The organism is Thermoleptolyngbya oregonensis NK1-22 (genome assembly GCF_032705245.1).
GTDB classification, from domain to species: domain Bacteria; phylum Cyanobacteriota; class Cyanobacteriia; order Elainellales; family Elainellaceae; genus Thermoleptolyngbya; species Thermoleptolyngbya sichuanensis.
The window spans coordinates 937,540-961,145 of sequence record NZ_CP053540.1 but is presented as its reverse complement, the minus strand read 5'-3'; the positions used below and the strand labels follow the sequence as shown (position 1 = coordinate 961,145).

Here is a 23,606-nt window from a genome sequence, read left to right as displayed (position 1 = left end):
TAGTTGCCTCAAAATAGCCTCGAATCATGATGACTTAGGAGTGTTGAAAAGCAATGCTATCACCAAATATGATCAATCGCTTGAATGAGCAAATCAACCTGGAAATGTTTTCTTCTCATCTCTATCTACAGATGAGTTCCTGGTGCGCCTACAGAGCATTGGACGGCTGTGCATCATTTCTCAATCAGCACGCTGATGAAGAAATGATGCACATGCGTCGCCTCATTACCTATCTTCAAGAAACGGGCGCGTTGGCGATTCTTGGAAGTATGGAAGCCCCTGCTCATGACTTTCAATCGTTGACTGAGATGTTTGAGAAGATTTATGCTCATGAGCAATTCATCACGAGTAAAATCAACGACTTGGTGCATCTGGCTAATACTGAACCCGACTATCCAACGCTACAGTTTTTGCAATGGTATGTTGCGGAGCAACATCAAGAAGAATTTCTATTCAAGAGCATCTTAGATAAGATTCATCTGATTGGTACTGAAGGACAGGGACTTTTCTTTATCGATCGAGAAATTGGCGGTTTGGCGGCTGCGGCAACCTCAGAGCCTGCGCCTGCATAAAGACCTGAAAACCTCACTGCCTTGACACATCTCTCTGATACATCTCTAGGAACCCCTGATTTTTCGTAGGGGACGCTGGCCCAAAAGCCCCTTCAACCAGGCCCTCTGGCTCCAACTCAGAGGCTATGGGCTTCGACTCCCAGACGAGGTATTTTCAAGGCTTTTGGGACTTGTGTCAGACAACCAGGCTCTAGCGACAGCGCAAGGACTCAAAGACCTGCTGCGCCGTTTTTTTCGCATCCTGCCCGATCGCCATCAAGATAATCGAGTGGTTTTGCCCGTCTAGCTCAATAGTGGCTTCATAGCGAATAGCGGGAACCGGGCGAGGCGAGTCTGTCAGCAGCGCCCGGCCTGATTCGATGTTAATCACAGTGGGCACCTCGCAGAGAAATCCGGGCTGGTCCCGGCTGGTGGTGGGCTGAAATTCGCCCTGAATTTCGTAGGAAATCGACACACCGGGCAGCGATAGCAGGCTAAAGTCAGACTCGCCGTTTGTGTGGTTCATTCGAGAGCGGGCGCTGAGGGGGGCACGGGCGATTAGCAGTTCGACCCGCGTGCGATCGCCCGGACGGGTTTGCGATGCCTCTGCTAATTCCATTGGAACGCTGGAAGATCGGACAGAAGACCCATCAGGTGGCACAGAAGGATTCACGCTTGATGACACGGTGGGCTGAACGCTGGATAGCACGTTAGACGATTCAGCAGGCGGCGCATTTGTTACCACGCCCATCTTAACGCTGCCAATATTGATGCCAAATAGCCCATGCACCTGTCCGGGAATGCGATAGTCCATCATGCTGCGGGCGATCGCCTCGGCCCGCGCCGGGTCAGTCGCATTGCGAATCGCCTTATCGCCCAGCCCCACGATGCCCCCCACGATTACCAGCAGTCCGCCTAGGGCGATCGCCCCACCTTCGCGCAGGCTCATCCGGTAGTCCGTTGGGGGAGTGGGTTCGTTCATCGGGTCACAGGCATCGGATCACAGGCATTTGGGCACAGGCATTTGGGCACGGGCATTTGGGCACGGGCATCGGGTCACAGGCATCGGATCAGAGGCGGTCGAGCAGTCGTTTCAGTGCGGGATAATCCACCTTGGCGTTGTGGCGCTTGTCTACCGGAATCTGGCAAGGGTGGAACTGGTGAATTTGGGCCCAGCCCAGTGCGGTTTGCAAGTCCTGTAGCGCGGGCGATCGCCCTGCTTTGGGAAAATGCTCTGCCCATTCTATCAGCAGCACCCGCCGACCCTGATGCGCCACCAGCGCCGATCGATGAATGCCCGGTTGTGCCTGGGCTGCCGCTTCTACTGCAAAGGGATAAATCGTGCCCCAAGTGTCCGTCAACTTGGCGCTGCATCGCCCCAACAGCCATAGCCGACCCTGCTCGTCCAGATAGCCCGCATCGCCCGTGCGGTGCCAGGGAACGCCATCTACTCGAAACTTGGTTTCCGCGTTGCCCTGGCCGTGCAAATATCCAGGCAGCACATGGTCGCCGCTGACGACAATTTCGCCGACTGCGCCCGCTGGCAGGGTTTGGGCGTGCAGTTCGGCAGTGGTCATGGTCGGTATAGGCTGACCCCAGCGATCGCCCAAAATTCGCAGCGCAATTTCTGGCACCGGATAGCCCGCCAGCAGCCCCTTTCCCTGGGCCATGCGGGCTAGGTCGTCGGGCTGAATCTCATGATAGGCAACGTGGGCAATGGGTTCCGCTTCGGTGGAGCCATAGACGGCGGTGACTTCGGCCTGGGGGGCGATCGCCGCTAGCCGTTGCAGCAGCCCCGGAAACACTGGCGCACCGCCCGTAAAAATACGGCGGAATTCGGGCAGCGTCTGCCCCATCGCCTCGCATTCCGTCGCCAATCGCCCAAACAGCGCCGGAGACGCAGCCGTACTCGTCGGTCGGTAGCGTCGGATATCCCGCAGCAGCCGTCTGGCATCAACCTTGCCAGGATAGCGCAAGTCTACATTGGGCAGCAGACTGGTGACACCGGACGCGAGGTTTGCCAGCACGAAAATGGGCAGCGTTGATAAATCGATCTCGCCCGGAGTCAGGTGCAGGCTGTGGGCCAGGGCGCGGTGTTGGGCCAGCAGAAAGCCGTGGGTGCGGAGGGCGGCTTTGGGCTGGCCCGTGCTGCCGCTGGTGAAGGTGAGCAGGGCAGGGGTGGCAGCGGGAAGCGCGGGCGGGGGAGCAGGGTCGAGCGGGGCCGTGGCAGAAAAGAGGCGGTGAGTTGAGAACTTTAGGGGAATGCGGCGGAGGGCAGCAGATTTTAGCTGGAGCAGGTGCGCTTTGGGGGTGGCGATCAGGGCGCGGGGCGGGTGCAAGGTACAGCAGCGTTCCAGGTGGTCGAGTCCGGCGGCAGGGTCGATGAACTGGGCGATCGCCCCCAGCCGAAACAGCGCCAGCAGCACCGCATACAGCCGCGCCGACACAGGCACTAGCACCAGCGCCGCCTCCCCTGCCTGCAACCCTGCCCGCTGCAACCGCTCCGCAATCTGCACTGACTGTCGCTCCAGCGCTGCAAAAGACACTGTTTCCCGCGTCTTCCCGTCGATAATCGCGGGCGCATCGGGACGTTCGGCAGCCTGTTGATGGAGCAGGAGGGCGATCGCCATTTGGAAAGTGTTAGAGCGTCAGAGTCTAGAGCTGGATGTCAGATCACTTTGAGATAAGGCTACACCTTGAGCAGCCCCCTTCATCAAGAGAACCTTGTGAACACCAACCCAAAAAGCTCAGATTCATGCCCAGGCACGAGCGATCGCCCTCATTTCCCAACACCGACATCTTTGGGCGATCGCCCCTTATCTCCCAACACCAACACCTTTGGGCGATCGCCCTCATTTCCCAACACCGACATCTTTGGGCGATCGCCCTTCATCTTGTTGCACCCGTACCTTTGGGCGATCGCCCTCATTTCCCAACACCGACATCTTTGGGCGATCGCCCTCATCTGTCAGCACCGACACCTTTGGGCGATCGCCCTCATTTCCCAACACCGACATCTTTGGGCGATCGCCCTTATTTCCCAGCACCGACATCTTTGGGCGATCGCCCCCCTGATCCCTTTTGGGGCGTTGCACACTGACCGAAATCTGTCGCTACTCAACCTTTGCGGCTGACCCGAAATCTGTTGGGAGTGTTCGGCTTGACCCAGATCTCGAAGAACCAAGCCTTTGCAATTGGGGGGCGAATCGCCTCCTCACCGATAAGCTGACTGAACCAGAGCGCTGAGGGCTAACGGCTCAAATCAGCGGCGACAGATAACCTCGAACTCAGCACCAACAAATCTCATTCGTCCGCTGCATTTGAATTGTTAGGTGTCTTGCATACGCTTCAAAATCTCATCTAATGTTAAGTCTTTGAATAGACTTTCGCGTTCTTCTGTATAGTTGCCATACCCGGTTGAAAACTGATTTAGAAAACGTACTGTACTTGCAATGCCAATTTCTTTAGATAGCACTTGAATTGCTTGCTGCGTAATTTCGCTCAGGGACTTCGTTTGACTGCTCATTGCGATAGCTCCGTAATCAGTTCAAGAGGAGAAACAACTTTGGTCTGCAAAGTATCAACTTCTTTAGCCCGTCTCAAAAATCTGTCGTCGCATGTACAGAAATAATCTGCTTCTGCCTCAACTGAAAAGGCCAAATGCAATGCATCAAGTGGTTTGATACCTGAGTTGACAAACACTTGCGCTCGTTCTTCGATTTGCTTATTTGGTTGAAGAAATAAGTTTGCCTTCGATAACACCTCTAAAACATACGCTTTTCTTGGAGAGGGCGTAATTTGTTCAGCTTCAAACATCAAGGCTTGTGAAGACACTAATTCAAACTGTCCAGCTTCCCATAGTCCAATGACATTGAGAATAGCCTCAGCTTCAACAGCGACTCGAATTTGCGTCTTGGTATCAAGCGGGCGTTGCAAACTGCACATATCAAAATAAATCCTCATAATACAAACTTGCAACACCCCTTTACACCGAAAGTTCTGCCCTACGAATTGCCCTATGTATAGGCTACCAAATTATAGGAATAGCTTGGCAGTCGAAGTACTTCCTAAATCAATCTCCTGGGCATTTGCCTCTGCTCACACCGAAAGACTGAACTCCGCACACTCCAAAGCCCGCATCTACCTCGGTATATGCTTTTACACTCCTTCTCACACCTGATTGACAACTGACACACCACCAAATTTTCCTGATTGGGAATAGTCCCTCTTGCATTTCTTCTTCTTCTCCAGTCTCTTGAGAAAATTCTTGAATACGATTATTAATCTCTTCCCTTAAGAATTGGGACGATAGCGTGACTGCTCCCGTTTCTGCATCGACAGTAACCGTGTACTGTACTTCTCTTGTGGGCTGAGGTTCCTGACTGTAGCTCATGCTTTACTCCTGGTTGACACCTAACGTTGAAGTTGTGCGGCGGCAGATAGCCTCGAACACCCACCAATAACCTCTGTTCCGTCCGCACCAACGCAGTGTTGGGCTGCTGACTGTTACCCGAAACTTTGGTTTACGATAGTATTACTATGCAACGAACGACAGACTATGGCAACGAAACCAACGACGAACAGCACTGATCCTGCAAGTACTGAGGATAAAGCACCTAAGCGACGCAGAACCACAGCTAAAGCAAAGGTTAGAAGCACCAGTAAAAAAGCTACCAAAGCTTCGGCTAGGGGGGGGTTGAGCCGGAAGGAGAGGCTTGAGTCAGTTAGAAAAGCAAATCAGGCATTGCTGAAGGCTCTAGAATTGATGTCGCATGACCAAAGTGACATTTGATACTAATATTTTGATTTCTCGTAAAAATCTCCAGTTGCCAGATAGTTTCTACATGTCTGTCGTAGTGCTTCAGGAACTTGTCGCTGGAGCGAAAGACGAGACGGCACTCAAAAGCTTGACTGTTGCTTATCGAGAGTATGAGAAATCTAGAAGGCTGCTTGTTCCGACAGCAGAGGATTGGTGGCTTGTAGGTAAAGTGATCTATGCCCTACAAAGAGGATTGAAGTCGCAAAGAGGTGGTTTGACACCCAAAATGTCTGCTGACCAAAAGTATCGGATTACCCATGATGTGCTGATCGCACGAACAGCAAAACGAGCAGGAGTAATGGTAGTAACTGACAATGTGAGGGATTTTGAGGCAATCCAGCGCTTCTGTAATGTTCGCTTAACCAGTGGAGAGGAGTACTTTAACTCATAAAACCTCAAAAATAATTTTACCCAGGCTAGCGATGAACTATTTCGTAATTAATTTAGCAAAACTAGGGTTATATAACTCTTGGTAAAATAGCATTGAGATTTGTGAAATCTTTTTTCCATATACGATCTAAATCAGCAAAAAGTTTTTCAGATATATCCCCTTCTTTTTTCCAATTAATGATAGGTTCTCTGCTCATAATGCAGGGAAATAAAACGTTATTTCCATCCCAAGTACGCATAGTACCAATGCCGCTGTGTATACCTTGTAATTCCAAGCCCATGAATGGGTATATCTCAATGATTACGGGTTCGTTACCTAGAGCAGCCTTCTCAAAAATCATGAACCGTCCATCTCTAATTCCAGCCTTGACGATGTATTTGTGTTCTCTTCCTTGCTTGTCTTTTGCAAAAATTTCTGCGGCTAATTTGCCTGGAGAACAACTATTACTAAAGTCATATATACGATATCTCCATACATACTTATCATGCATTCTTGTTACGTGATAATGATGCCATTTTGCACGGTAACTTATAATCTCATTTTCTTTAGAGCATAGAGCGCTTTCTCTAGGACAAAAACCATCATCTAGGCTAGTAGAAAGAACATTTCTAACTTCATCTAAAGCATTCTTTGCTATAAGGTCTCCTAGAAATAAACTTATTCCTGCTCCGAATATAGCACCACCTACAGAAGATAAAATTAATGAGTAACTAGCACTCGGAATGGTTGCTCCCCAACCTACAAGTGCTAAACCTACCAGCGTAATTCCAAACAAAAAACCAAGATACCTATTTATTGATCTTGAATGATTTTTCATAGCTACTCGAAATTGTGCTGTTGATAGGTAGATTCATTAGAAGAATTGTGACGAACCATAATAGTTTCTTTCACCATAGGTGTGTCAATTTGACATATAGTTTTATATCCTAGAGAATGATAATATTTCACATTTTGAGGGTTTGCAGTTTCTAAAATTACTCCTGTAGATTTCTTGTCGCTCTGAGAAATCTGTTGAATTTTATTCAACAAAGCTTTGCCGTGTCCAAGACGTTGAAACTTAGGCTCTATGGCTATCCTGCCCAAATAGAAATAAGGTTTTTTGGGGAGAGATTGGCTCACTAGATGTGTATATTTGAGATAACGACAAGCGGTTTGAACGTTAGTAGCAGCTAGAATCCGAGTTAGAAAATATAATTTCATCAACGCGGTTCTTTGATACAGAGGTTCATTTATAGCAGCTACACCAATAAGTCGATTTTGAATATAAATCCCTAAGATAGATTGACCTTCAGCAATGTGTACTCTATTGGCAATTTGAAAATATTTCTTGAGCCTATCCTCAAATCCATCTCTATCAACATTGCAGATGTAATATAACCCTGATAAGCTCTTTAAAAATGCACGGCTCATTATATCCGAGGCAATGATAATATCCTCTTGATATAGTTCAGTAATTTCTATGGATGGCTCACCCACAATACAAAACCTCTTCTGAATACTTGTCTAAGTTATTGGCTATAGTGATGCGTTCACCACTTCTAGGTTTTCAGAAGAATTATTCTTAACATTGACGATCGTGGGTAGAAATTGAGATTTACTTAAGCTGTAAGCTGCAACATTGGTTTTCGTTCCTACGGGAGCAAAAGCAGCCATAGCACCAGTAGTCATTACAATACCTGGAGGCATAGGAACTGCATACGTTTCAGCCATACCTCCTTTATCTGCATTGTAAACAAAAACACCTCTGTAGCGATTAAGCTTTGCTGCGAACATTATATCTTCTGGTAGTTCAGCACTACCCTGTAAACAATCGGGATGAGTTGCAGTAACTTCCAGCCCACAAATTAGGCTAGACAGTATCACTCTACTAGAACAGTAATTACGCTGCTCTAAGATATTTTTAGGTATTTGATCAACTTCGTTTTTCTGATTGAAATACTCTAAAAATACTTTTGCGTCTTCTAGGTGATTTGATAGATTTGCTTCAGGCAAAAAACCTATATCAACCATAGGTAGTTCACCATTGCTATATGCTTGTACAGCATTTTCATCTAGAAAACCTCTGGTGATTATACAAATCAGGCTTCCAGGTTCTAAGAATTGGCAAAGAGAACCGCATACCTCGACGTGTTCTGTATCTCCTGGAATGGCGAATGAGTAAATACGATTATCCCAATTTTTACCTTTGCTGTTTGTAACTACAATTTGCTCGAATGGAAGAATATCTGCAAGTTTCATTAATGGTCTAGGTATTACCAACCCTTCAAGGATACCTTCGGTATTCTGGCGAACAGAGGATACGCGAATATTATGGATTGCCGTTCGCTTAAAACTTTCAAAGATCATGATTTACCTAGTCTTTAAACTTCTTGAGAGGGTATTCAACTGCAATTTCGCTTTCTCCGGAAAAGCCCATACAAGATTGGCACTCACTCTACCAACACCCTTAATATTCCTGTCCTACAGATAACCTCACAGGGACTTGGTGCTGAACACTCATAGACAATTTTCAGGCTACCGCCCCACAGATAACCTAAAGCAGCCCAACGTTCCCAATCACCCGCCGCAGACAATCTCGGACTCCAACCGATAACTGATTGGCGGCCGGTGTGCATTGGGGTTGTTAGCAATGAGCGATCGCCCTTCATCTCCTTGCACCCGTACCTTTCGGCGATCGCCCCTTATCTCCCAACACCAAAACCTTTGGGCGATCGCCCCCCTGATCCCTTTTGGGACGTTGCACACTGACCCAAGTCTATCGCTACTCAACCTCTGCGGCTGACCCGAAAGCGGCTGGGAGTGTGCGGCTTGACCCGGATCTCGAAGAACCGAGCCTTCGCAATTGGGGGGCGAATCGCTTACCCAACCGGAAGCTGACAGAACCAGGTCGCTGAGGGCTAACGTTCCCAATCACCCGCCGCAGACAATCTCGGACTCCAACCGATAACTGATTGGCGGCCGGTGTGCATTGGGGTTGTTAGCGCTGAGCGATCGCCCTTCATCTCCTTGCACCCGTACCTTTCGGCGATCGCCCTCATCTGGCAACACCGACACCTTTCGGCGATCGCCCCCCGGATACCTTTTGGGACGTTGCACACTGACCCAAGTCTGTCGTTACTCAACCTTTGCGGCTGACCCGAAAGCGGTTGGGAGTGTTCGGTTTGACCCAGATCTCGAAGAACCGAGCCTTTGCAATTGGGGGGCGAATCGCTTACCCAATCGGAAGCTGACAGAACCAGGGCGCTGAGGGCTAACGTTCCGGTTGAGCGGCTGCTAGTAACTTTCCCATCCCAACTAAAGATGCTTGTCAGTCCGCTCCAACCGGGTTGTTAGACCGTTCCCCACCGAGATCAGCTTTAACTTTCTGAATCGACTCTACAGTTGGTATTGCAACGATTATCTTACTGCTCGCAATCCGCTGAGTTGCCTGCGTAAACGATGGACTGGTAGCGTCCTTCCTCTGTGAGGATGGTCACGCAGTAGTTGGTTTCCACTTCCAGCCATTGACTGTAAACGGAATTACCGGAAGGAGAAGCCTTGACAAATCGGTAGCCCCGTTGTTCGATCACATTCTCTGCCTGTCCTGCCCGTGCCCCAACTAAATCGCTCAGACGCGCAACAGGCTCACCCGCAGCAGGCTGAGAAGTAGCAGCCATCGAACCTCCACTCGTCGCACTTCCCTGATTGCCATAGGGAGCAGTATCCCAGTAGACGTAGATCGATTCATTGGCGAGACGGTAAATTTGCCCCTCGTCGCCCAATCCAGACTGCCGATAAGCTGCGCGACCATCTTGGTCTTGATAAGTTCCAGGTTGTTCGCCCACCGGAACCAAGTCATAGCGATCGCCATTTTCTAACTGAATCCCCACTACACCCTGCCGTTGTGAAAAGGTGCAAAGACCAGAAGAGGTAGCGCGGTCTTCCCCTCGGGGATACACATCACAACGAGCAGTTACCGTATCTGCTTTGGCAGACATCGTGATCCCCAAAGAGGCGACCGCCAATGTTGCCGCGAAAAATGTATTTGAGAACTTCATTCTGTAAACATCTCCTCAACATCAAAATCCTACAACTTGAAAACCAACAGCTTCAATCGCTTTGAATACGCGGGCTAACTATTAATTAGACTGATCTCGTCTGCCTATCTACCCCCAGGAGGGGAATTAGGCTGACAGCCGTCTGTCTAAGATCCCAAATCGGGTAATTAGGCTGACGATTGTCTGTCTAAGATCCCAAATCGGGTAATTAGGCTGACGATTGTCTGTATAATAACCCCATTTCCAGGAATTAGGCAGATGGCTTCCGTAAATCTTCAGATGAGAAAAACTAATGTACTATGGTATCGGTTGATACATCAGGTGCATTCAAAGAGACGACACACAATGGAGCCACGTCCTAGGAAGTTGCTGGATCAGGTGCGGGATGTCTTGCGGCTCAAGCACTACTCCTACCGAACGGAAGAGAGCTATGTACAGTGGATTCGCCGCTACATCTTGTTTCACAACAAGCGACATCCGGCTGAGATGGGTGGTGCAGAGATAGAGGCATTTCTGACTCACTTGGCAGTTCAGGAAAACGTAGCCGCTTCGACTCAAAATCAAGCCCTGAGTGCGCTGCTGTTCCTCTATCGGCATGTGTTGGAACTGCCCCTAGCGCTGCCTGTGGATGCAGTGCGGGCGAAACCATCTCGCTATTTGCCGACGGTGCTGACTCCCGAAGAGGTGAGGGCTATTATTGAACAGTTGTCAGGTTCCTATCGCTTGGTGGTGCAGGTGCTATATGGGAGTGGCTTGCGGCTCACCGAAGCGCTGCAATTGCGAATGAAGGACGTAGACTTTGCCCAGCGGCAAATTGTGGTGCGCGATGCCAAAGGAAAAGAGAGCCGGGTCACCATGCTGCCAGGTCGTTTGATAGAGCCACTCCAACAGCACTTGCAGCGAGTCCGTCGGCTCCATCAACAAGATTTGGATGCGGGCTATGGCTCGGTGTACTTGCCGTTCGCGCTAGAGCGAAAGTATCCCAATGCAGATCGGGCGTGGATTTGGCAGTTTGTGTTTCCGGCGTTTGGGTTGTCTAAAGACCCTCGTTCTGGCGTTGTCCGTCGTCACCACTTACATGAAACGGGGTTGCAACGGGCAATTAAGCGAGCAACCGGTCTTGCGAAAATTGAGAAACGGGTCAGTTGCCATACGTTTCGTCACAGCTTTGCGACGCACCTATTGCAAAATGGCTACGATATCCGCACGGTGCAGGAGCTATTGGGGCATAAGGATGTGAAGACGACGATGATCTATACCCATGTGCTGAATCGGGGTGGACGGGGGGTGCGGAGTCCGTTGGATGGGTAAGGGCAGGAGAGGGCTTTGGGAGTGTTTGAACGGGTTGAGTTTTGGATTGGGGATTTTGGATTTTGGATTGAGGGGATGCCCTGCTAAAATCCAAAACCCAAAACCCAAAATCTAAAATCCTCCTTATCTGTTCTTACTCATTTGCGCCAGGGTTGCTGCGGATGTCGCGGTGGAGGTAGCGCAGCACTTCGCCGGGGCGACCGTCGAGGACGATGCCGTGGGGTGGGAAATCCAGGGCGTTCGTCCACTCAAAGCGTTCGGCGTAGCGGAGCAGATGCAGACGGTCAATCGCCATCTGTGCGTCTTCGGGGAGGCCGATGATGCAGTGGCGCAGGCGACGACGGTGGGGCAGTTCGCAGGTGAGCGGGGGCAGCGAAAACTGGGTCGCCTCCGAGATTGGGGACGACCAGGTGTATTGAATTGTCAGCATTTGGGGTTTCCTCCTGGAAACGAGGGGGTAGGAAACCCCGAAATGTTGGCCGCCCACGGACGTGAAGCGCTGGGACAGGGCGGCCTACAATGGACGCAGCCCTGAGACAGCCCGTACTGTCTTGGGGTCAGGCGTTGGTGGGTGCTGAGAACACCTGCCAATGCCGTAGGTGACTAAACGACCAAAATTTCGGGGGAAAGGCAAGCTGCACTGATAGGAATCGAATCACAGCTTGATGGACGATTGTACTGGATGCGATCGCCCCCGTCAATTGTCCGATCAATCACCCCTACCCGTCCTTGATCTTGGACGCTTCAAACAGTTGCTTCAGTTTTAGACCTTGATGGCTCTCCCGTCTATCTCTGCGAACGAAGGATGTCAGACTATCATCCCCAACCCCCCTTAACTCCGCTGAATAATTGGACAGATTGTTTCCGCCGAAGTAGTTGGCACTGCCTGCCAGCCAGACAGCAGCCCGCCCAGTTCTTGCTTGAGAATTTGAAGCTGTTGAATCTGCTGCTCGATTTCAAGTAACTTATCTTCCAGCTTTTCGCGAATATGGTCGCAAGGTAAGTTTCCCTGGTCATAGACCGCCAGGAATTCCTTGATTTCCATCAGGCTCAGCCCAAGGCTCTGGGCGCGTTTGATGAAGCGAAGCCGACCCAACACGTCTGGGTCAAATAGCCGATAGCCGCCTTCGGTTCTGCCAGAGATTTTCAGCAAGCCCAACTCGTCGTAGTAGCGAATCGTCTTAATTGGCAGGCCACTGACTCTGGCAACTTCACCAATTCGCATTGTTTTTTCGCGCGTGAGCATACTCAATTCCGCCAAACTCTTATGCCCATGATAAACCCTCCAGTTGGCTGGAGAGGTGAGGCGGGATGGAGTCTTGGGGAGCGAGCGAAGCTGTCTACTCTCCAGGTTGCGAGATCGAGGCGGCGGTTTGCCCAAAGAGGATTTTGCGGCTTTCGTCGTTGATAGTGGGCGTGTTGCTGAAGGGCTGCCCCCGTTCGTAGGCGCGGATGACGGCAGGGCGATTGCGCATGGTTTCAAACCAGCGCTTCAGGTGGGGAAAGTCCTCCAGGTTTTGCTGCTGCCGCTCGTAGGGCACGATCCAGGGGTAGCACGCCATATCTGCGATGGAATAGTCCCCCGCGATGTATTCGCGCCCCTGGAGTTGTCGATCGAGTACGCCGTAGAGCCGATTGGTTTCATTGACGTAGCGGGCGATCGCATAGGGAATTTTTTCTGGCGCGTACTGCGAAAAGTGATGGTTTTGCCCCGCCATCGGCCCCAGCCCGCCCATCTGCCAAAACAGCCATTCGGTGACGGTCTTGCGCCCTCGCAGGGTGTTCGGCAGAAATAGCCCTGTCTTTTCCGCCAAATACAGCAAAATCGCCCCCGATTCAAACACCGAAATCGGCTCGCCGCCATCGGCCGGAGTTGGGTCGATAATGGCAGGCATCCGATTATTGGGCGCAATTTTCAAAAAATCGGGCTTAAACTGATCCCCTGCGCCGATATTGACGGGCACAATGCGATAGTCCAGCGCTGCTTCTTCCAAAAAGATGGTGATTTTGTGTCCGTTTGGGGTCGGCCAATAGTAGAGGTCAATCATAAATTTTGGATTTGCGATTTTGGATTTGCGATTTTGTGCGATTTTAGATTGCCGAGTCGAGCTTCTAGGGGCTTCTGGTAGTTTCATTCGGAACGCTACATCAAGCGCCACATTGGGAGAACTAATGCGACATATGCGACATAAAGAACTACGGTGATCGAGGCGGGTGCGCTTGCAAATTCCGCTCTATTCTAGAAGACGCGGCGCGTATCTGGGTTTGCTCAAACTCTAGTGTGACTCCGATGCTCTGGATACGATCGCCCCTTGCCGTCTTGCTGTAAGCTTTTGGGGGAGATGTATGAGTAACCAAGTGGTATGAGAGTTGTGGCCCTTGTTCCGGGGGGAATTGGCGACCAGATCCTGTTCTTCCCCACCCTGGATGACCTGAAGCAAGCCTATCCCAATGCGGATATTGATGTGGTGGTGGAACCCAGGGCAACAAGCGCCTATCGGGTCAGCAAGTCAGTCAGCGATGTGCTGTCTTTTGACTTCAAAGACAACAATAGCCCAGCGGATTGGGCAAACCTGCTGGGCGTATTGCGCGATCGCTACTACGACGTGGCGATTTCGCTGGGGCAGCGCTGGGGTGTGGGGCTGCTGCTGTGGTTGACGGGTACGCCCAAGCGCATCGGCTATCAGAGCGGTTCGAGCGGTCTGTTTCTCACCGATGCAGTGCCGCTTAACACCGACCAGTATGCGGCTGCGATGTACCACGACCTGCTGAAGGGGCTAGGCATCGACACGCCCTGCCCCGATCCGTCCATCAGCATTCCCAAAAAAGACCTGGACTGGGCCGAGGCCGAGCGGGCGCGGCTGGGACTGGGCAGCGGCGGCTATGTGCTGATCCACGGCGGCTCTAGCCAGCTTGCCAAAGCTAAGGGTATCGACAAGATTTATCCCGTCGAAAGCTGGCAGGCGATTATTCAAGACTTTCAGACCAAGCAGCCCGACCTGCCGATCGTGGTGGTCAAGGGCCCAGAGGATGAGGCGTTTGTGGCGACGTTGGCTCAGGCAGCCCCCGGCATCAAAATCACCTCGCCGCCGGACATTGGCAAACTAGCCGCCATGATTGCCGGGGCAAACCTGATGCTCTGCACCGACAGCGCCCCCATGCACCTAGCCGTGGCGCTGAAGGTCTTCACCCTCGCCCTGTTTGGCCCCACCGATCCCGAAAAGCTGCTGCCCAAGAGCGATCGCTTTGCAGGCATCAAATCTCCTACAGGCAACATGGCTGATATTGACCCGAAGACGGTGTTGAGCAAGGTGTGGGGAGGTTGAGGGAAAAACGAAAAAATGAAGAACGAAAAACGAAGAACGAAAAACGAAACCTCTTCTCTCTTCGTTCTTCTTTCTTCCCTCTTCGTTCTTTCCTCTTCCCTCTTCCCCTACCCCCTCCTGGCCCGCAACTGCCCACAGGCCGCATCCGCCTCTAGCCCGCGAGAATAGCGGACGCTGACGGCGATGTGATGATCCTGGAGCGATCGCACGAATGCTTTAATCCGCCGCTCGTCGGGGCGCTGATAATCGACTTCGCTGATGGGGTTGTAGGGAATCAGGTTGACGTGGCTCTGGAAGCCGCGCAGGTGGTGCGCCAGTTCTTCTGCGTGTTCGGGTTCGTCGTTCAGCCCGGCCAGCAGGATGTACTCAAACGTGACGCGCCGCCCGGTGTGCTGCACATAGTCGCGGCATTCGTCGAGCAGCGCTTCTAGGGGATAGTGCCTAGCGCTGGGAATCAGGGCTTCTCGCGTCGCTTGGTTAGAGGCGTGCAGGCTGACGGCCAGCGTCACTTGCAGTTTGTGTTGCGCCAGACGGCGGATGTGGCCGGGAATGCCCACGGTGGAAACGGTCATGGTGCGCTGGCTAATGCCTACGTCGGTATTGAGCGATCGCACGGCCGCCAGCACATTGTCCGTATTCAGCAGCGGCTCGCCCATGCCCATAAACACGATATTGCTGACCCGCTGCCCAAAGTCTTCCTGCACCGTCAGCACCTGGTCGATGATTTCGTGCGCCGCCAGATTTCGCAAAAAGCCGCCCTTGCCCGTGGCGCAAAAGTCGCAGGCCATGGGACAGCCCACCTGGGAGGAGACGCAGACCGTCAGCCGGGAAAGCAGGGGCGAGACGCTGGGTTCGGAAGTCTCCCTTGTTTCTAGCGAAGCGGCGTGTAAGCGCGGGGATTTAGGAGGATCAAGCGGGCTGGCATAAGTGGGCATTCCGACGGTTTCGATGATGTGGCCGTCCGCTAGACGCAGCAAAAATTTCACCGTGCCGTCTGGAGCCGTGGCGCGATAGTGGACGTGCGATCGCCCGATGGGATAGTCTGCCACCTCGGCCCGCCACGCCTTGGGAAACACGGTCACCTCCGAGAGCGATCGCGCTCCTCGCTGATAGAGCCATTGGTAAAGCTGCTTGCCGCGATAGGCGGGCTGGCCCTGCTGCTGCACCCACGCGGTCAACTGGTCGAGCGACTGGCCCAGCAGCGGTGCTTGGAGCGAGTCGGCCACAGGTGCAGCGGTGGATTCGGCAGCTTCAGCCGATGACAGATCGGCAGGCAGCGTGGAAGATTCGGAGTGGATGGATGGCATCAGGGCAGCAGAGGGCAGAAAGTTGGCACGCTTTCCATTATCGCTTGCGGTTTGAAGGACAGGGCGATCGCCCTCACTATACGCCTCCACCATGCGCCCCCAGCACGCGCCTCACCCCGAACCAGCCACCCAGCGTTTTGGACTAGAATTTAAAAGCTGTCAAAAAAAGCTGTCAAGCCCGATATTTTTACGCCCTTCTCACCCGCATATCCAAGCATGACCAAAATTGTTGTCGGCCTCTCCGGCGGCGTAGACAGTTCCACCGCTGCTGCCATCTTGCACCACCAAGGCTATGAGGTGGTGGGCGTGACACTGTGGCTAATGAAGGGCAAAGGTCAGTGCTGCTCGGAGGGCATGGTGGACGCGGCGCGGCTGTGTGAGGAACTGGAAATCCCGCATCACATTGTCGATAGCCGGGATCTCTTCCAGGAAAATATTGTGGATTATCTGGTGGAAGGCTATGGCGCGGGTATTACGCCCCTGCCCTGTTCGCAGTGCAATCGGGCGGTGAAGTTTGGCCCGATGCTGCGCTATGCAAAAGAGGAACTGGGCATCGACGCGATCGCCACAGGCCACTATGCCCGCATTCGCCACAATCCCGAAACTGGGCGCTATGAGCTACGCCGCGCCGCAGACCTGAGCAAAGACCAGTCCTACTTTCTCTATGACCTGCCGCAAGACGTGCTGGCCCACGTCCACTTTCCCCTGGGCGACCAGACCAAGACCGAAACGCGCCGGGTGGCCGCCGAGTTTAACCTACACACCGCCGAAAAACCCGAAAGCCAGGACCTGTGCCTGATTGAGGCGCACGGCTCCATGCGCGACTTTTTGGACAAATACCTAGCTCCTAAACCAGGCGATATTGTCGATCAGTCGGGTCGTGTGCTGGGTCAACACGACGGCATTCACCACTACACCATTGGTCAGCGCCGGGGGATCGGGGTTGCGGCGGCGGAACCGCTGTACGTCGTGGGCATTGACGTGGGGCGGAATCAGGTGATTGTGGGCGATCGCGCTAGTGTTCATCAGCCAGAATGCACCGTGCAGCGGGTGAACTGGGTGTCGATTGCCGCGCCCAGCGGCCCGATTCGCGCCTTTGTGCAGCCCCGCTATCGCGCCACGCCCGTCCCCGCCACGCTCGTCCCACTCAACGACGACGCAACTCGCCTGAAAATCACCTTCGACGAGCCGCAGTTTGGCATTACCCCAGGGCAAGCGGCCGTGTGGTATGACGGCGACGGGCAGGACGCGGCCAGGGGCGATCGCGTCTTGGGCGGCGGCATCATCGAAGTGCAGCCCTAAGTGCAAACCTTAAGTGCAAACCTCTAATCTGCAAGGTTTATCAAAGTTTGGGAGAACTGTGAATGACGCTGACGATTACTACTAGCCCAATCCCATTAACACTGGATGCAAACGGAGTGGTCAGAGTCGGCGGCACTCGTGTAACCCTGGATACTGTTGTTGCAGTTTTTCAGCAGGGAAGTACGGCTGAAGAAATCGTTTATCGGTATCCATCTCTCAAGTTGGCAGATGTGTATGCCACGATTGCCTTCTACCTCAACAATGCAGAGGCAGTCGAGCGCTACTTGCAACAGCGACAGCAGCAGGCTCAACTGATCCGACAGACAAATCAATCCCGGTTTGATCCTCAAGGCTTGCGAGATAGACTCCTTGCCCGTAGAGCAGAGCAATTTCCATGTTGAAGTTGCTTGCAGATGAAAACTTTGACAACACGATTGTCAGAGGACTGATTCGCAAAAACCCGAAAGTGGACATTGTACGTGTGCAGGACTGCGATTTATCTGGCAAAGATGATCCAGCCGTTTTGGAATGGGCCGCTCAGCAAGAGCGCATCTTGCTAACTCACGATGTTTCAACTATCACGCGCTATGCCTACGATCGAGTAAGAGCTGGGCAACCCATGCCAGGAGTGCTTGAAATCAGCGTCTTTGCACCGATTGGAGCAGTAATTGACGATATTCTGCTGATTGTGGAATGCGGTTTGCAAGAGGACTTGGAAGGACAGATTCACTACCTTCCTTTTTAGAGACTTTCCCTTTAGAGAAACAAAGACAGGCTCAAAACAGCAGAAATTGCAACTTAGTTCTAGCTACGAACCACGCCCAGTCCAGGGCGATCGCCCGGTATCAGCCGTCCTTCCTGCATCTCCGCACCGAGAAACGGGTCATCCAGCAGGTTCAGGTGGCTATCCAGATCGACGTGGGTCGCAAAGGGCGTGAGGTGGGCGGCGGCGGTGTTGGCCAGCGTGCTGTCAGAATAGCAGCCAAACATCAACTGCAAGCCGTGAGCTTGGGCCGTGTGTATCATTGCCAGCGCTTCGCTCAGCCCGCCCGCTTTCATGAGCTTGATATTAATGCCGTGGACGCGATCGCCCAGTTTGGGAATATCGGCGCGGTCAAAGCAGCTTTCATCGGCAAACAGCGGCAGCGGCGATTCGCGGTAGAGCTTTGGCAAATCGGCTTCCTGTCCCGGTGCGAGCGGCTGCTCTAGATAGGTGACCCCGCGCTCTGCCAGCCAGTGACTCATGGCGATCGCCCCTGACAAATCCCAGCCGCCGTTGGCATCCACGCTCACCTTTGCGCCCGTCGGCACGTCTTGCAGCACCGCCGAAAACATGGCACGGTCGGCTTCCAGCCCCACCGGACTGCCCAGCTTGATTTTCACCGCGTGAACCTGGGTTAGCTCCAGCCAGCCCCGGAGTCGCTGCTGGGCGGCCTCCGGCGTGTTGATGCCAATGGTGACGGAGGTGGGCACGATGCGATCGCGCTCCAATCCCCACAACTTCCACAGCGGCAGCCCCACTCGTTTGCCGAGCCAATCGTGCAGCGCCAGATCCAGCGCAGTCCGGGCGGCCGAGGGCAGGTGCAGTTCCTCCAGACGAGCGGCGATCGCCTGCTGGTCGTAGGGCATATAGTCTGCCAGGTGTGGTGCGGCGGCTTCCAGGGCGGCGGCGATCGTGCTGGTCGTCTGGGGCGATCGCCCAGCAGCAAACGGCGACGCTTCGCCCCAGCCTTCAATCCCATCGTGTTCCAAAATTAGCCACAGGTTCGTGCTTTCGGCCGTCGTTCCCCGGCTAATGGTGAGCGGCACTCGCTTGTGGACGGTAAACGGCTGAACCCGAATCTGCATGTGATGAGGGGTCTCAAAAATTGCGTCAGGATTAGGTCGAGCCGACTTCCTCCTCTGCCCTTTCTAGCATATTCTCTTGAAGCTGCTGTTCGTGGAGTCGCTGCTCGGTCAGCGCTTCTCTCGCTTGTTCGGCAATCTGGGAACCGCCATCTGCCGCTAGTTCTGCTTCGGCGCGTTCTAGCATGGTGTCTTGCAGGTGTTCGGCGTGCTGGCGCTGCTGGGCCAGGCGTTCGCGGGCCTGATGATCAATGCTCATAGGAAAATCCTCCAGTGTGTACTCTAACCAGATGTACGCTGAGATGTAGCGTTCGAGTCCGAGCATAGAAGCGAATTCAGCCGTCTACTTTCCTTGTACTTTGATTGAGGGGCTGAAACCTCAAAACGTAACCAAAGTTACGATTGTGGCGATCGCCCGCCTTGAGACACCAAACATCCGGCAACCTCGTTCGCCCTCACTTCAGCCCGTTCATAGCCTCTTGGCCCATGCCCTGCCCGCAAGCCCAACGTCCTGCCCTTGGCACACTCTCCAGTTAATCTCCAGTAATGAGCAGCTTTCCTCCTCCCCCCGCCCAGACCCGTCTCGAAATTTTGCAGCGCTTCCGGGTTTCCTACCTGTGGTGGACGCTGCTCTTTGCTGCGCTGGCGATCGCCGCCATTGCCTGGCGCTGGAGTCAGGGCACAGATTTTGCCAATGGTGTGCCCTTTCACCAATCGGTGCCCATTCTTCTGGCAGCCGCCAGTCTGGTCAACGGCATCTCGTTTTATTTCCAAAATCGCTATGTGCGCCACCTGCTAAAACAGCCCAATATTGCCCAAACGTTTCACCTCGGCCGCTTCACGCTGCGGTTCTACGCAATTAACCTGGCGGTTGCGCTGGCGCTGTCAATTCTTGGGTTTTATCCGCTGCTGGTGCTGCTGTTCTTTTACTGGATCTACCCGATGATGGTCTGGCTGATTCCCTATCACCTGATCACAGGCGCAATTTTGGGACGAGAAATCCGGCAAGGCCTGGGGCGATTTTAGATAGGCAATTTTGGATAGGCGATTTTGGCTGGACAGCTTGGATTGTCCTATCCTTCTGTCTTGGCGATCGCCTCGTCTAGGTGATCGATGCGGATGGAGAAAGTCAGCACGGTTTCATCAACTCCCTTCAGTTCCAGCGGGCTGAACTTGGTGATCGTGTGCTGATCCAGGTAATCGGCCACGGCAGCAGACACCAGAATCGTATCGGGTTCGGCGGCCTCCTGAATGCGGGCAGCAATGTTGACGCTGGGGCCGATAGCGGTGTAGTCGGTGCGTTCGGAGCCGCCGAACATGCCGACGACGGCCGTTCCCTGGTGGATGCCGCAGCGAAACTGGACGCGGCTGATACCCTGAGCCTGCCAGCGCTCGTTGAGCTTGTCGAGGGTGCGATACATTTGCTGGGCAGCGGCGATCGCCCGTTTTACCTGCTCGTTGGGGCTGATTTCCTCTGGCGCACCAAAGATCGCCAAAATCGCGTCGCCCATGAACTTATCGACCGTGCCGCCATGCTCAAAAATGGCGTGGGTCATTTCGGTCAGATACTCGTTCAGCAGTTCGGCCACCCGGCGCGATCGCAGCGTGTTGGAAAGCTGCGTAAACCCGATAATGTCGCTAAACAGAACCGTAATCATGCGCGGTTCCGGCCGCAAATCCAGCGCCAGGTTGCCCCGTGCCGCTTTTTCCACCAGCGACGGCGGCAAAAATCGCTTCAGCACCGATTCCGTCAGATAGGTATTTAGCTCCGCCACGCGCCGTTCGCTCTCTTTCAGCGCCAGCAGGTTCCGCACCTCGGCCACCAGTTCCCGTGCGTTAAACGGCTTAGAAAGATAGCCGTCGGCTCCCTTTTCGGCTCCTTCAATGCGGGTTTCTTCGTCGGCCTTGGCAGTGACCAGCACGATGGGCGTACCCCTCAGGTCGTCGTCCTGGCGCACCATCTGGATTAGCTCCAGTCCCGACACTAGCGGCATCATCAGATCCGTCAGGATCAGTTGGGGACGATGCACCTGGGCCGTCATAAAGCCCTCGGCTCCGTTGCGGGCGGTGATCACCTGATAGCCTGCCTGCTGCAACACACTGGACACGTAGCCGCGCATGTCGGCGTTGTCGTCTACCACCAAGACCGTGCTTTGTGAAGTGGCCGCAGCTTGGGCAAGGGGCAGCGACTCCAGGGCCGGTGCGCCCGTGATCTGGGTCGGGGGAGCGCTGGGGGAAGGGGCGATCGCCACGGGTCGCTGCTCTGTATCCTGGGCAAGCGCTAGATCGCCCTCAATATCCGCCAGTTCCACCGTAGAGCGGCTATGCTCCAACTCAGCGGGAATCTCGATCACCTGATCGGACGGCAGATGGGTCAGTCCGGTTTGCAGCCACACGATAAAGGACGTGCCCTCGCCATAGACCGATTCCACCGTTACCTGGCCGCCGTGCATTTCGACCAGTTCCTTCACCAGTGCCAGTCCCAAACCGCTGCCCTCGTAGCTGCGGCTGGCGGAACCGTCGGCCTGACGGAATCGCTCAAACAGATGCGGGATCTGGTCAGCACGGATGCCGATGCCCGTATCCTGCACCCGAATCTGGCAATGATCCCCTGCTGGAGCCACAGTGACGGTAATCGTGCCGCCCGACGGCGTGAACTTCATGGCATTCGACAGCAGGTTGTACAGCACCTTGTCGAACTTTTCGACATCCAGGTACACCGGGGGACACGGCTCTAGGTGGGTAATCAGGTGAATCTGCTTCTTTTCACAATAGGGGCGGAAGCTGTCGATGATCTGGCTGGCAAAGTCGCGCAGGTCGCAGGGGCGGAAGCTAGGCTGCATTCGTCCCGCATCGAGCCGCTGGAGATCGAGCAGTTGGTTCACCAGTCGCAGCAGACGGCGCGAGTTTCGCAGGGCAATTTGCGACTGCTCGAAGCTGAGGCCCTGCTGCTGAGACACGGCCGACTCTAGCGGGCCAATGGTGAGGGTCAGCGGGGTGCGAAATTCGTGGGATACGTTCTGGAAAAACTCGGTTTTCTGGCGATCGAGTTCCAAAAGCTGTTCTGCTTGCTGGCGCGTTTTTTGATAGAGGCGAGACTGCTGCACGGCGATCGCCGCCTGCACTGCCACGGCCTGGGCCAGTTCAATCTCATCTGCCGACCACTGGCGGGGCTGGTGCATCTGGCGCAGCGAAATACTGCCGATAATCTGGCCATCGCTGAGCAGCGGCACAACCAGCAGGGCACGGGCGGGCGATCGCAGCGGCAGGTCAGGGACATTTAGCTCTGGATGCTGGCTGAGATCGTTGATCACCACCGGAGCCTGGGTAGACAGCAGCCGTTGCAGCACGGGATTGCCCGAAATGGGCACCAGCGACAGCGGCAACTGGTGGCGTGAACTGAGATCACTCCGCCCCCATTCATCCAGCGGTAGCCCGGAGGACACCTCTTTGCCGTCGTGGGTCAGTTCGTGCAGCCCAACACATTGCACAAACTCGTTGCCCTCCGTCCACAGCGACAGGGCGCAGCCGTCTACATGAATCGCCTGCCCCAGCTTTTGGGTAATGGCAGAGAAAATATCCTGGGGATCGAGGCTGGAGCGGATGGCAGTGGTGATCGTATTCACCAGCGCTTCTCGCCGAGCGAGCGATCGCACCTGTTCATAGGCCTTAGCCTGCGACAGTGCCAGGGCCGCCTGATCCGACACCATCACCACCAGTTGCACCTCGTCGTCTTGCCAGGTGCGCGGCGTTTCGCACTGGTGCAGCGCCAGCACTGCCATCAGCTCTTGCTGACAGATCAGCGGCACCACCAGGCTAGAGGCAATGTTAGCAGCGCGATAGGCCTGCTGTCCCGCTTCGGTAGGGCAGGCAGCCAGCAGTTCTACTTCGGCGCGGGCATCGTAGATTACCTGCACGTCTCGCGTTTCCCAGACGGTGTGGGCGAGGCTGCTGACATCATCCAGGCGGTGGGCCAGGTCCGTGTGTTCCTCGGCTTCGGTCACGCTGCGAGAGCGATAGACAAACACCTCGCTCCCTAGGCGGTTATCGTGAACCGGCCGCAGCAGGCAGCAGTCCACCTCAAACATGTGGCCGACGGTTTCCACAATGGTTTGCAGGATCTGCCGATAGTTCAACGCTCCACGAATGGTGTTGGTGACGGCATTCAGCAGAGATTCCTGACGGAGCGATCGCTGCAATTCCTGAGTGCGAGCTTTCAGGACATTGTGCGTGTCTACGGCTTGCCGGACCACGCCCTTCAGTTCCTCATCGTCCCAGGGCTTGGTGACATACTTGAAGACCTTGCCGGAGTTGATGGCTTCGACCAAATCTTCTACATCGGTATAGCCCGTGAGGATAATCCGGATAATGTCTGGGTACTGGGTTGCGGTCAGGCTCAGGAATTCTGTACCGCTCATAGACGGCATCCGCTGGTCGGAAATGATCACCGCCACGCCACCTTCGCTGGCCAGAATGTTGAGTGCTTCTGGCCCGCTCTCTGCCCGCAGCACTTTGTACTCGCGGTGAAAGGTGCGATAGAGCAGGTCTAAATTATCGGGTTCGTCATCGACGACCAGAATTTTGGGCTTGTTGGGATTTATCGCCGCCATGCATCGCGCTCCTGCCGGGAGTTCATCGCTCTCAAGGGACGGCTAGAAATAATGTGCCGCATAAAATTCAACGTGCTGCCGAACTGTGAACACCAAATGCACCACGG

General features: G+C 54.0%; 25 protein-coding genes. 9 read left to right on the top strand and 16 right to left on the bottom strand.

What is annotated here, in order from left to right:
* The first annotated feature begins 53 nt into the window (after nucleotides 1-53).
* Nucleotides 54-572 (top strand): non-heme ferritin, encoded by a 519-nt coding sequence (ftnA, locus tag HNI00_RS04130; protein ID WP_316790931.1) that lies wholly within the window; start codon nucleotides 54-56, stop codon nucleotides 570-572.
* Between the two features lie 190 nt (nucleotides 573-762).
* Here the strand turns inward: ftnA and HNI00_RS04125 are convergent, their stop codons facing one another.
* Nucleotides 763-1,533 (bottom strand): hypothetical protein, encoded by a 771-nt coding sequence (locus tag HNI00_RS04125; protein WP_316790929.1) that lies wholly within the window; start codon nucleotides 1,531-1,533, stop codon nucleotides 763-765.
* An 88-nt stretch (nucleotides 1,534-1,621) separates the two neighbouring features.
* The gene (locus tag HNI00_RS04120) at nucleotides 1,622-3,181 is read right to left on the bottom strand and encodes an AMP-binding protein (RefSeq protein WP_316790927.1); all 1,560 of its coding nucleotides are present in this window, start codon (nucleotides 3,179-3,181) and stop codon (nucleotides 1,622-1,624) included.
* A 208-nt stretch (nucleotides 3,182-3,389) separates the two neighbouring features.
* Here HNI00_RS04120 and HNI00_RS04115 point away from each other — a divergent pair, with 208 nt between their 5' ends.
* Nucleotides 3,390-3,626 carry a hypothetical protein gene (locus HNI00_RS04115; protein WP_316790925.1) on the top strand — a complete coding sequence of 79 codons (237 nt, stop codon included), beginning with the start codon at nucleotides 3,390-3,392 and terminating at the stop codon, nucleotides 3,624-3,626.
* Between the two features lie 253 nt (nucleotides 3,627-3,879).
* Here HNI00_RS04115 and HNI00_RS04110 read toward each other — a convergent pair whose 3' ends face one another.
* Nucleotides 3,880-4,077, bottom strand: a complete 198-nt coding sequence (locus HNI00_RS04110) for a hypothetical protein (RefSeq protein WP_002750230.1) — start codon at nucleotides 4,075-4,077, stop codon at nucleotides 3,880-3,882.
* On the bottom strand, nucleotides 4,074-4,514 hold the full coding sequence (locus HNI00_RS04105; RefSeq protein ID WP_316790923.1) for a PIN domain-containing protein: 441 nt from the start codon (nucleotides 4,512-4,514) through the stop codon (nucleotides 4,074-4,076). The genes HNI00_RS04110 and HNI00_RS04105 overlap by 4 nt, the downstream gene beginning before the upstream one ends.
* A gap of 809 nt (nucleotides 4,515-5,323) precedes the next feature.
* Between HNI00_RS04105 and HNI00_RS04100 the strand changes: the two genes are divergently transcribed.
* Complete coding sequence (locus tag HNI00_RS04100; RefSeq protein ID WP_316790921.1) at nucleotides 5,324-5,761, top strand: type II toxin-antitoxin system VapC family toxin; 438 nt, start codon at nucleotides 5,324-5,326, stop codon at nucleotides 5,759-5,761.
* Between the two features lie 67 nt (nucleotides 5,762-5,828).
* On the opposite strand, the gene HNI00_RS04095 is transcribed toward HNI00_RS04100, so the two are convergent.
* The 5 genes from HNI00_RS04095 to HNI00_RS04075 all read right to left on the bottom strand — a co-directional run bounded on the left by HNI00_RS04095 (nucleotide 5,829) and on the right by HNI00_RS04075 (nucleotide 9,798).
* Entirely contained in the window at nucleotides 5,829-6,578 is a 750-nt protein-coding gene (locus tag HNI00_RS04095; RefSeq protein ID WP_316790920.1) for a hypothetical protein, read from the bottom strand.
* A 2-nt stretch (nucleotides 6,579-6,580) separates the two neighbouring features.
* Nucleotides 6,581-7,237 carry a GNAT family N-acetyltransferase gene (locus tag HNI00_RS04090; RefSeq protein WP_316790918.1) on the bottom strand — a complete coding sequence of 219 codons (657 nt, stop codon included), beginning with the start codon at nucleotides 7,235-7,237 and terminating at the stop codon, nucleotides 6,581-6,583.
* A gap of 39 nt (nucleotides 7,238-7,276) precedes the next feature.
* Nucleotides 7,277-8,107, bottom strand: a complete 831-nt coding sequence (locus HNI00_RS04085; RefSeq protein ID WP_316790916.1) for an aspartate 1-decarboxylase — start codon at nucleotides 8,105-8,107, stop codon at nucleotides 7,277-7,279.
* Between the two features lie 564 nt (nucleotides 8,108-8,671).
* Entirely contained in the window at nucleotides 8,672-8,857 is a 186-nt protein-coding gene (locus HNI00_RS04080; protein ID WP_316790914.1) for a hypothetical protein, read from the bottom strand.
* 305 nt (nucleotides 8,858-9,162) lie between these two features.
* Nucleotides 9,163-9,798, bottom strand: a complete 636-nt coding sequence (locus tag HNI00_RS04075; RefSeq protein ID WP_316790912.1) for a hypothetical protein — start codon at nucleotides 9,796-9,798, stop codon at nucleotides 9,163-9,165.
* Between the two features lie 345 nt (nucleotides 9,799-10,143).
* Here HNI00_RS04075 and HNI00_RS04070 point away from each other — a divergent pair, with 345 nt between their 5' ends.
* Complete coding sequence (locus HNI00_RS04070; RefSeq protein WP_316790910.1) at nucleotides 10,144-11,109, top strand: integron integrase; 966 nt, start codon at nucleotides 10,144-10,146, stop codon at nucleotides 11,107-11,109.
* A gap of 133 nt (nucleotides 11,110-11,242) precedes the next feature.
* Here the strand turns inward: HNI00_RS04070 and HNI00_RS04065 are convergent, their stop codons facing one another.
* From HNI00_RS04065 to HNI00_RS04055, 3 genes are all read right to left on the bottom strand, one after another.
* On the bottom strand, nucleotides 11,243-11,539 hold the full coding sequence (locus HNI00_RS04065; protein ID WP_316789207.1) for a hypothetical protein: 297 nt from the start codon (nucleotides 11,537-11,539) through the stop codon (nucleotides 11,243-11,245).
* Between the two features lie 402 nt (nucleotides 11,540-11,941).
* Nucleotides 11,942-12,355: a heavy metal-responsive transcriptional regulator gene (locus tag HNI00_RS04060; protein ID WP_316790908.1), complete on the bottom strand. Its 414-nt coding sequence runs from the start codon at nucleotides 12,353-12,355 to the stop codon at nucleotides 11,942-11,944.
* A gap of 94 nt (nucleotides 12,356-12,449) precedes the next feature.
* Nucleotides 12,450-13,157, bottom strand: coding sequence for a glutathione binding-like protein (locus HNI00_RS04055; protein WP_316790906.1), 708 nt, complete (start codon nucleotides 13,155-13,157; stop codon nucleotides 12,450-12,452).
* Between the two features lie 315 nt (nucleotides 13,158-13,472).
* Here HNI00_RS04055 and HNI00_RS04050 point away from each other — a divergent pair, with 315 nt between their 5' ends.
* Nucleotides 13,473-14,435: a glycosyltransferase family 9 protein gene (locus HNI00_RS04050; protein ID WP_316790904.1), complete on the top strand. Its 963-nt coding sequence runs from the start codon at nucleotides 13,473-13,475 to the stop codon at nucleotides 14,433-14,435.
* A 107-nt stretch (nucleotides 14,436-14,542) separates the two neighbouring features.
* Here HNI00_RS04050 and rlmN read toward each other — a convergent pair whose 3' ends face one another.
* Nucleotides 14,543-15,742: a dual-specificity RNA methyltransferase RlmN gene (gene rlmN / locus HNI00_RS04045; protein ID WP_316790902.1), complete on the bottom strand. Its 1,200-nt coding sequence runs from the start codon at nucleotides 15,740-15,742 to the stop codon at nucleotides 14,543-14,545.
* A 216-nt stretch (nucleotides 15,743-15,958) separates the two neighbouring features.
* On the opposite strand from rlmN, the gene mnmA reads away from it, so the two are divergent.
* The 3 genes from mnmA (at nucleotide 15,959) to HNI00_RS04030 (ending at nucleotide 17,789) form a co-directional block, all read left to right on the top strand.
* Nucleotides 15,959-17,044 carry a tRNA 2-thiouridine(34) synthase MnmA gene (gene mnmA, locus HNI00_RS04040; protein ID WP_316790901.1) on the top strand — a complete coding sequence of 362 codons (1,086 nt, stop codon included), beginning with the start codon at nucleotides 15,959-15,961 and terminating at the stop codon, nucleotides 17,042-17,044.
* Nucleotides 17,045-17,106: 62 nt separating this feature from the next.
* Entirely contained in the window at nucleotides 17,107-17,445 is a 339-nt protein-coding gene (locus HNI00_RS04035; protein WP_316790899.1) for a DUF433 domain-containing protein, read from the top strand.
* A complete protein-coding gene (locus HNI00_RS04030) occupies nucleotides 17,439-17,789 on the top strand; it encodes a DUF5615 family PIN-like protein (RefSeq protein WP_316790897.1) in 351 nt (116 codons plus the stop codon). Before HNI00_RS04035 ends, HNI00_RS04030 begins: the two co-directional genes overlap by 7 nt.
* Before the next feature lie 59 nt (nucleotides 17,790-17,848).
* Here the strand turns inward: HNI00_RS04030 and HNI00_RS04025 are convergent, their stop codons facing one another.
* Both HNI00_RS04025 and HNI00_RS04020 read right to left on the bottom strand, forming a co-directional pair.
* On the bottom strand, nucleotides 17,849-18,892 hold the full coding sequence (locus tag HNI00_RS04025; RefSeq protein WP_316790895.1) for a dipeptide epimerase: 1,044 nt from the start codon (nucleotides 18,890-18,892) through the stop codon (nucleotides 17,849-17,851).
* Between the two features lie 31 nt (nucleotides 18,893-18,923).
* On the bottom strand, nucleotides 18,924-19,148 hold the full coding sequence (locus HNI00_RS04020) for a hypothetical protein (protein WP_316790893.1): 225 nt from the start codon (nucleotides 19,146-19,148) through the stop codon (nucleotides 18,924-18,926).
* A 287-nt stretch (nucleotides 19,149-19,435) separates the two neighbouring features.
* On the opposite strand from HNI00_RS04020, the gene HNI00_RS04015 reads away from it, so the two are divergent.
* A complete protein-coding gene (locus HNI00_RS04015; protein WP_316790891.1) occupies nucleotides 19,436-19,915 on the top strand; it encodes a hypothetical protein in 480 nt (159 codons plus the stop codon).
* A 47-nt stretch (nucleotides 19,916-19,962) separates the two neighbouring features.
* Here the strand turns inward: HNI00_RS04015 and HNI00_RS04010 are convergent, their stop codons facing one another.
* A complete protein-coding gene (locus HNI00_RS04010) occupies nucleotides 19,963-23,499 on the bottom strand; it encodes a response regulator (RefSeq protein ID WP_316790889.1) in 3,537 nt (1,178 codons plus the stop codon).
* Between the last annotated feature and the right edge of the window lie 107 nt (nucleotides 23,500-23,606).

What these genes read in the sequence shown, in the direction of transcription:
- HNI00_RS04020 (WP_316790893.1), bottom strand. Translation starts at nt 19,148, where the DNA reads ATGAGCATTGATCATCAGGCCCGCGAACGCCTGGCCCAGCAGCGCCAG.
- HNI00_RS04010 (WP_316790889.1), bottom strand. Translation starts at nt 23,499, where the DNA reads ATGGCGGCGATAAATCCCAACAAGCCCAAAATTCTGGTCGTCGATGAC.
- rlmN (WP_316790902.1), bottom strand. Translation starts at nt 15,742, where the DNA reads ATGCCATCCATCCACTCCGAATCTTCCACGCTGCCTGCCGATCTGTCA.
- HNI00_RS04100 (WP_316790921.1), top strand. Translation starts at nt 5,324, where the DNA reads ATGACCAAAGTGACATTTGATACTAATATTTTGATTTCTCGTAAAAAT.
- HNI00_RS04060 (WP_316790908.1), bottom strand. Translation starts at nt 12,355, where the DNA reads ATGCTCACGCGCGAAAAAACAATGCGAATTGGTGAAGTTGCCAGAGTC.
- HNI00_RS04065 (WP_316789207.1), bottom strand. Translation starts at nt 11,539, where the DNA reads ATGCTGACAATTCAATACACCTGGTCGTCCCCAATCTCGGAGGCGACC.
- HNI00_RS04120 (WP_316790927.1), bottom strand. Translation starts at nt 3,181, where the DNA reads ATGGCGATCGCCCTCCTGCTCCATCAACAGGCTGCCGAACGTCCCGAT.
- HNI00_RS04035 (WP_316790899.1), top strand. Translation starts at nt 17,107, where the DNA reads ATGACGCTGACGATTACTACTAGCCCAATCCCATTAACACTGGATGCA.
- HNI00_RS04070 (WP_316790910.1), top strand. Translation starts at nt 10,144, where the DNA reads ATGGAGCCACGTCCTAGGAAGTTGCTGGATCAGGTGCGGGATGTCTTG.
- HNI00_RS04075 (WP_316790912.1), bottom strand. Translation starts at nt 9,798, where the DNA reads ATGAAGTTCTCAAATACATTTTTCGCGGCAACATTGGCGGTCGCCTCT.
- HNI00_RS04110 (WP_002750230.1), bottom strand. Translation starts at nt 4,077, where the DNA reads ATGAGCAGTCAAACGAAGTCCCTGAGCGAAATTACGCAGCAAGCAATT.
- HNI00_RS04095 (WP_316790920.1), bottom strand. Translation starts at nt 6,578, where the DNA reads ATGAAAAATCATTCAAGATCAATAAATAGGTATCTTGGTTTTTTGTTT.
- HNI00_RS04125 (WP_316790929.1), bottom strand. Translation starts at nt 1,533, where the DNA reads ATGAACGAACCCACTCCCCCAACGGACTACCGGATGAGCCTGCGCGAA.
- ftnA (WP_316790931.1), top strand. Translation starts at nt 54, where the DNA reads ATGCTATCACCAAATATGATCAATCGCTTGAATGAGCAAATCAACCTG.
- mnmA (WP_316790901.1), top strand. Translation starts at nt 15,959, where the DNA reads ATGACCAAAATTGTTGTCGGCCTCTCCGGCGGCGTAGACAGTTCCACC.
- HNI00_RS04055 (WP_316790906.1), bottom strand. Translation starts at nt 13,157, where the DNA reads ATGATTGACCTCTACTATTGGCCGACCCCAAACGGACACAAAATCACC.
- HNI00_RS04030 (WP_316790897.1), top strand. Translation starts at nt 17,439, where the DNA reads ATGTTGAAGTTGCTTGCAGATGAAAACTTTGACAACACGATTGTCAGA.
- HNI00_RS04025 (WP_316790895.1), bottom strand. Translation starts at nt 18,892, where the DNA reads ATGCAGATTCGGGTTCAGCCGTTTACCGTCCACAAGCGAGTGCCGCTC.
- HNI00_RS04105 (WP_316790923.1), bottom strand. Translation starts at nt 4,514, where the DNA reads ATGAGGATTTATTTTGATATGTGCAGTTTGCAACGCCCGCTTGATACC.
- HNI00_RS04085 (WP_316790916.1), bottom strand. Translation starts at nt 8,107, where the DNA reads ATGATCTTTGAAAGTTTTAAGCGAACGGCAATCCATAATATTCGCGTA.
- HNI00_RS04015 (WP_316790891.1), top strand. Translation starts at nt 19,436, where the DNA reads ATGAGCAGCTTTCCTCCTCCCCCCGCCCAGACCCGTCTCGAAATTTTG.
- HNI00_RS04050 (WP_316790904.1), top strand. Translation starts at nt 13,473, where the DNA reads ATGAGAGTTGTGGCCCTTGTTCCGGGGGGAATTGGCGACCAGATCCTG.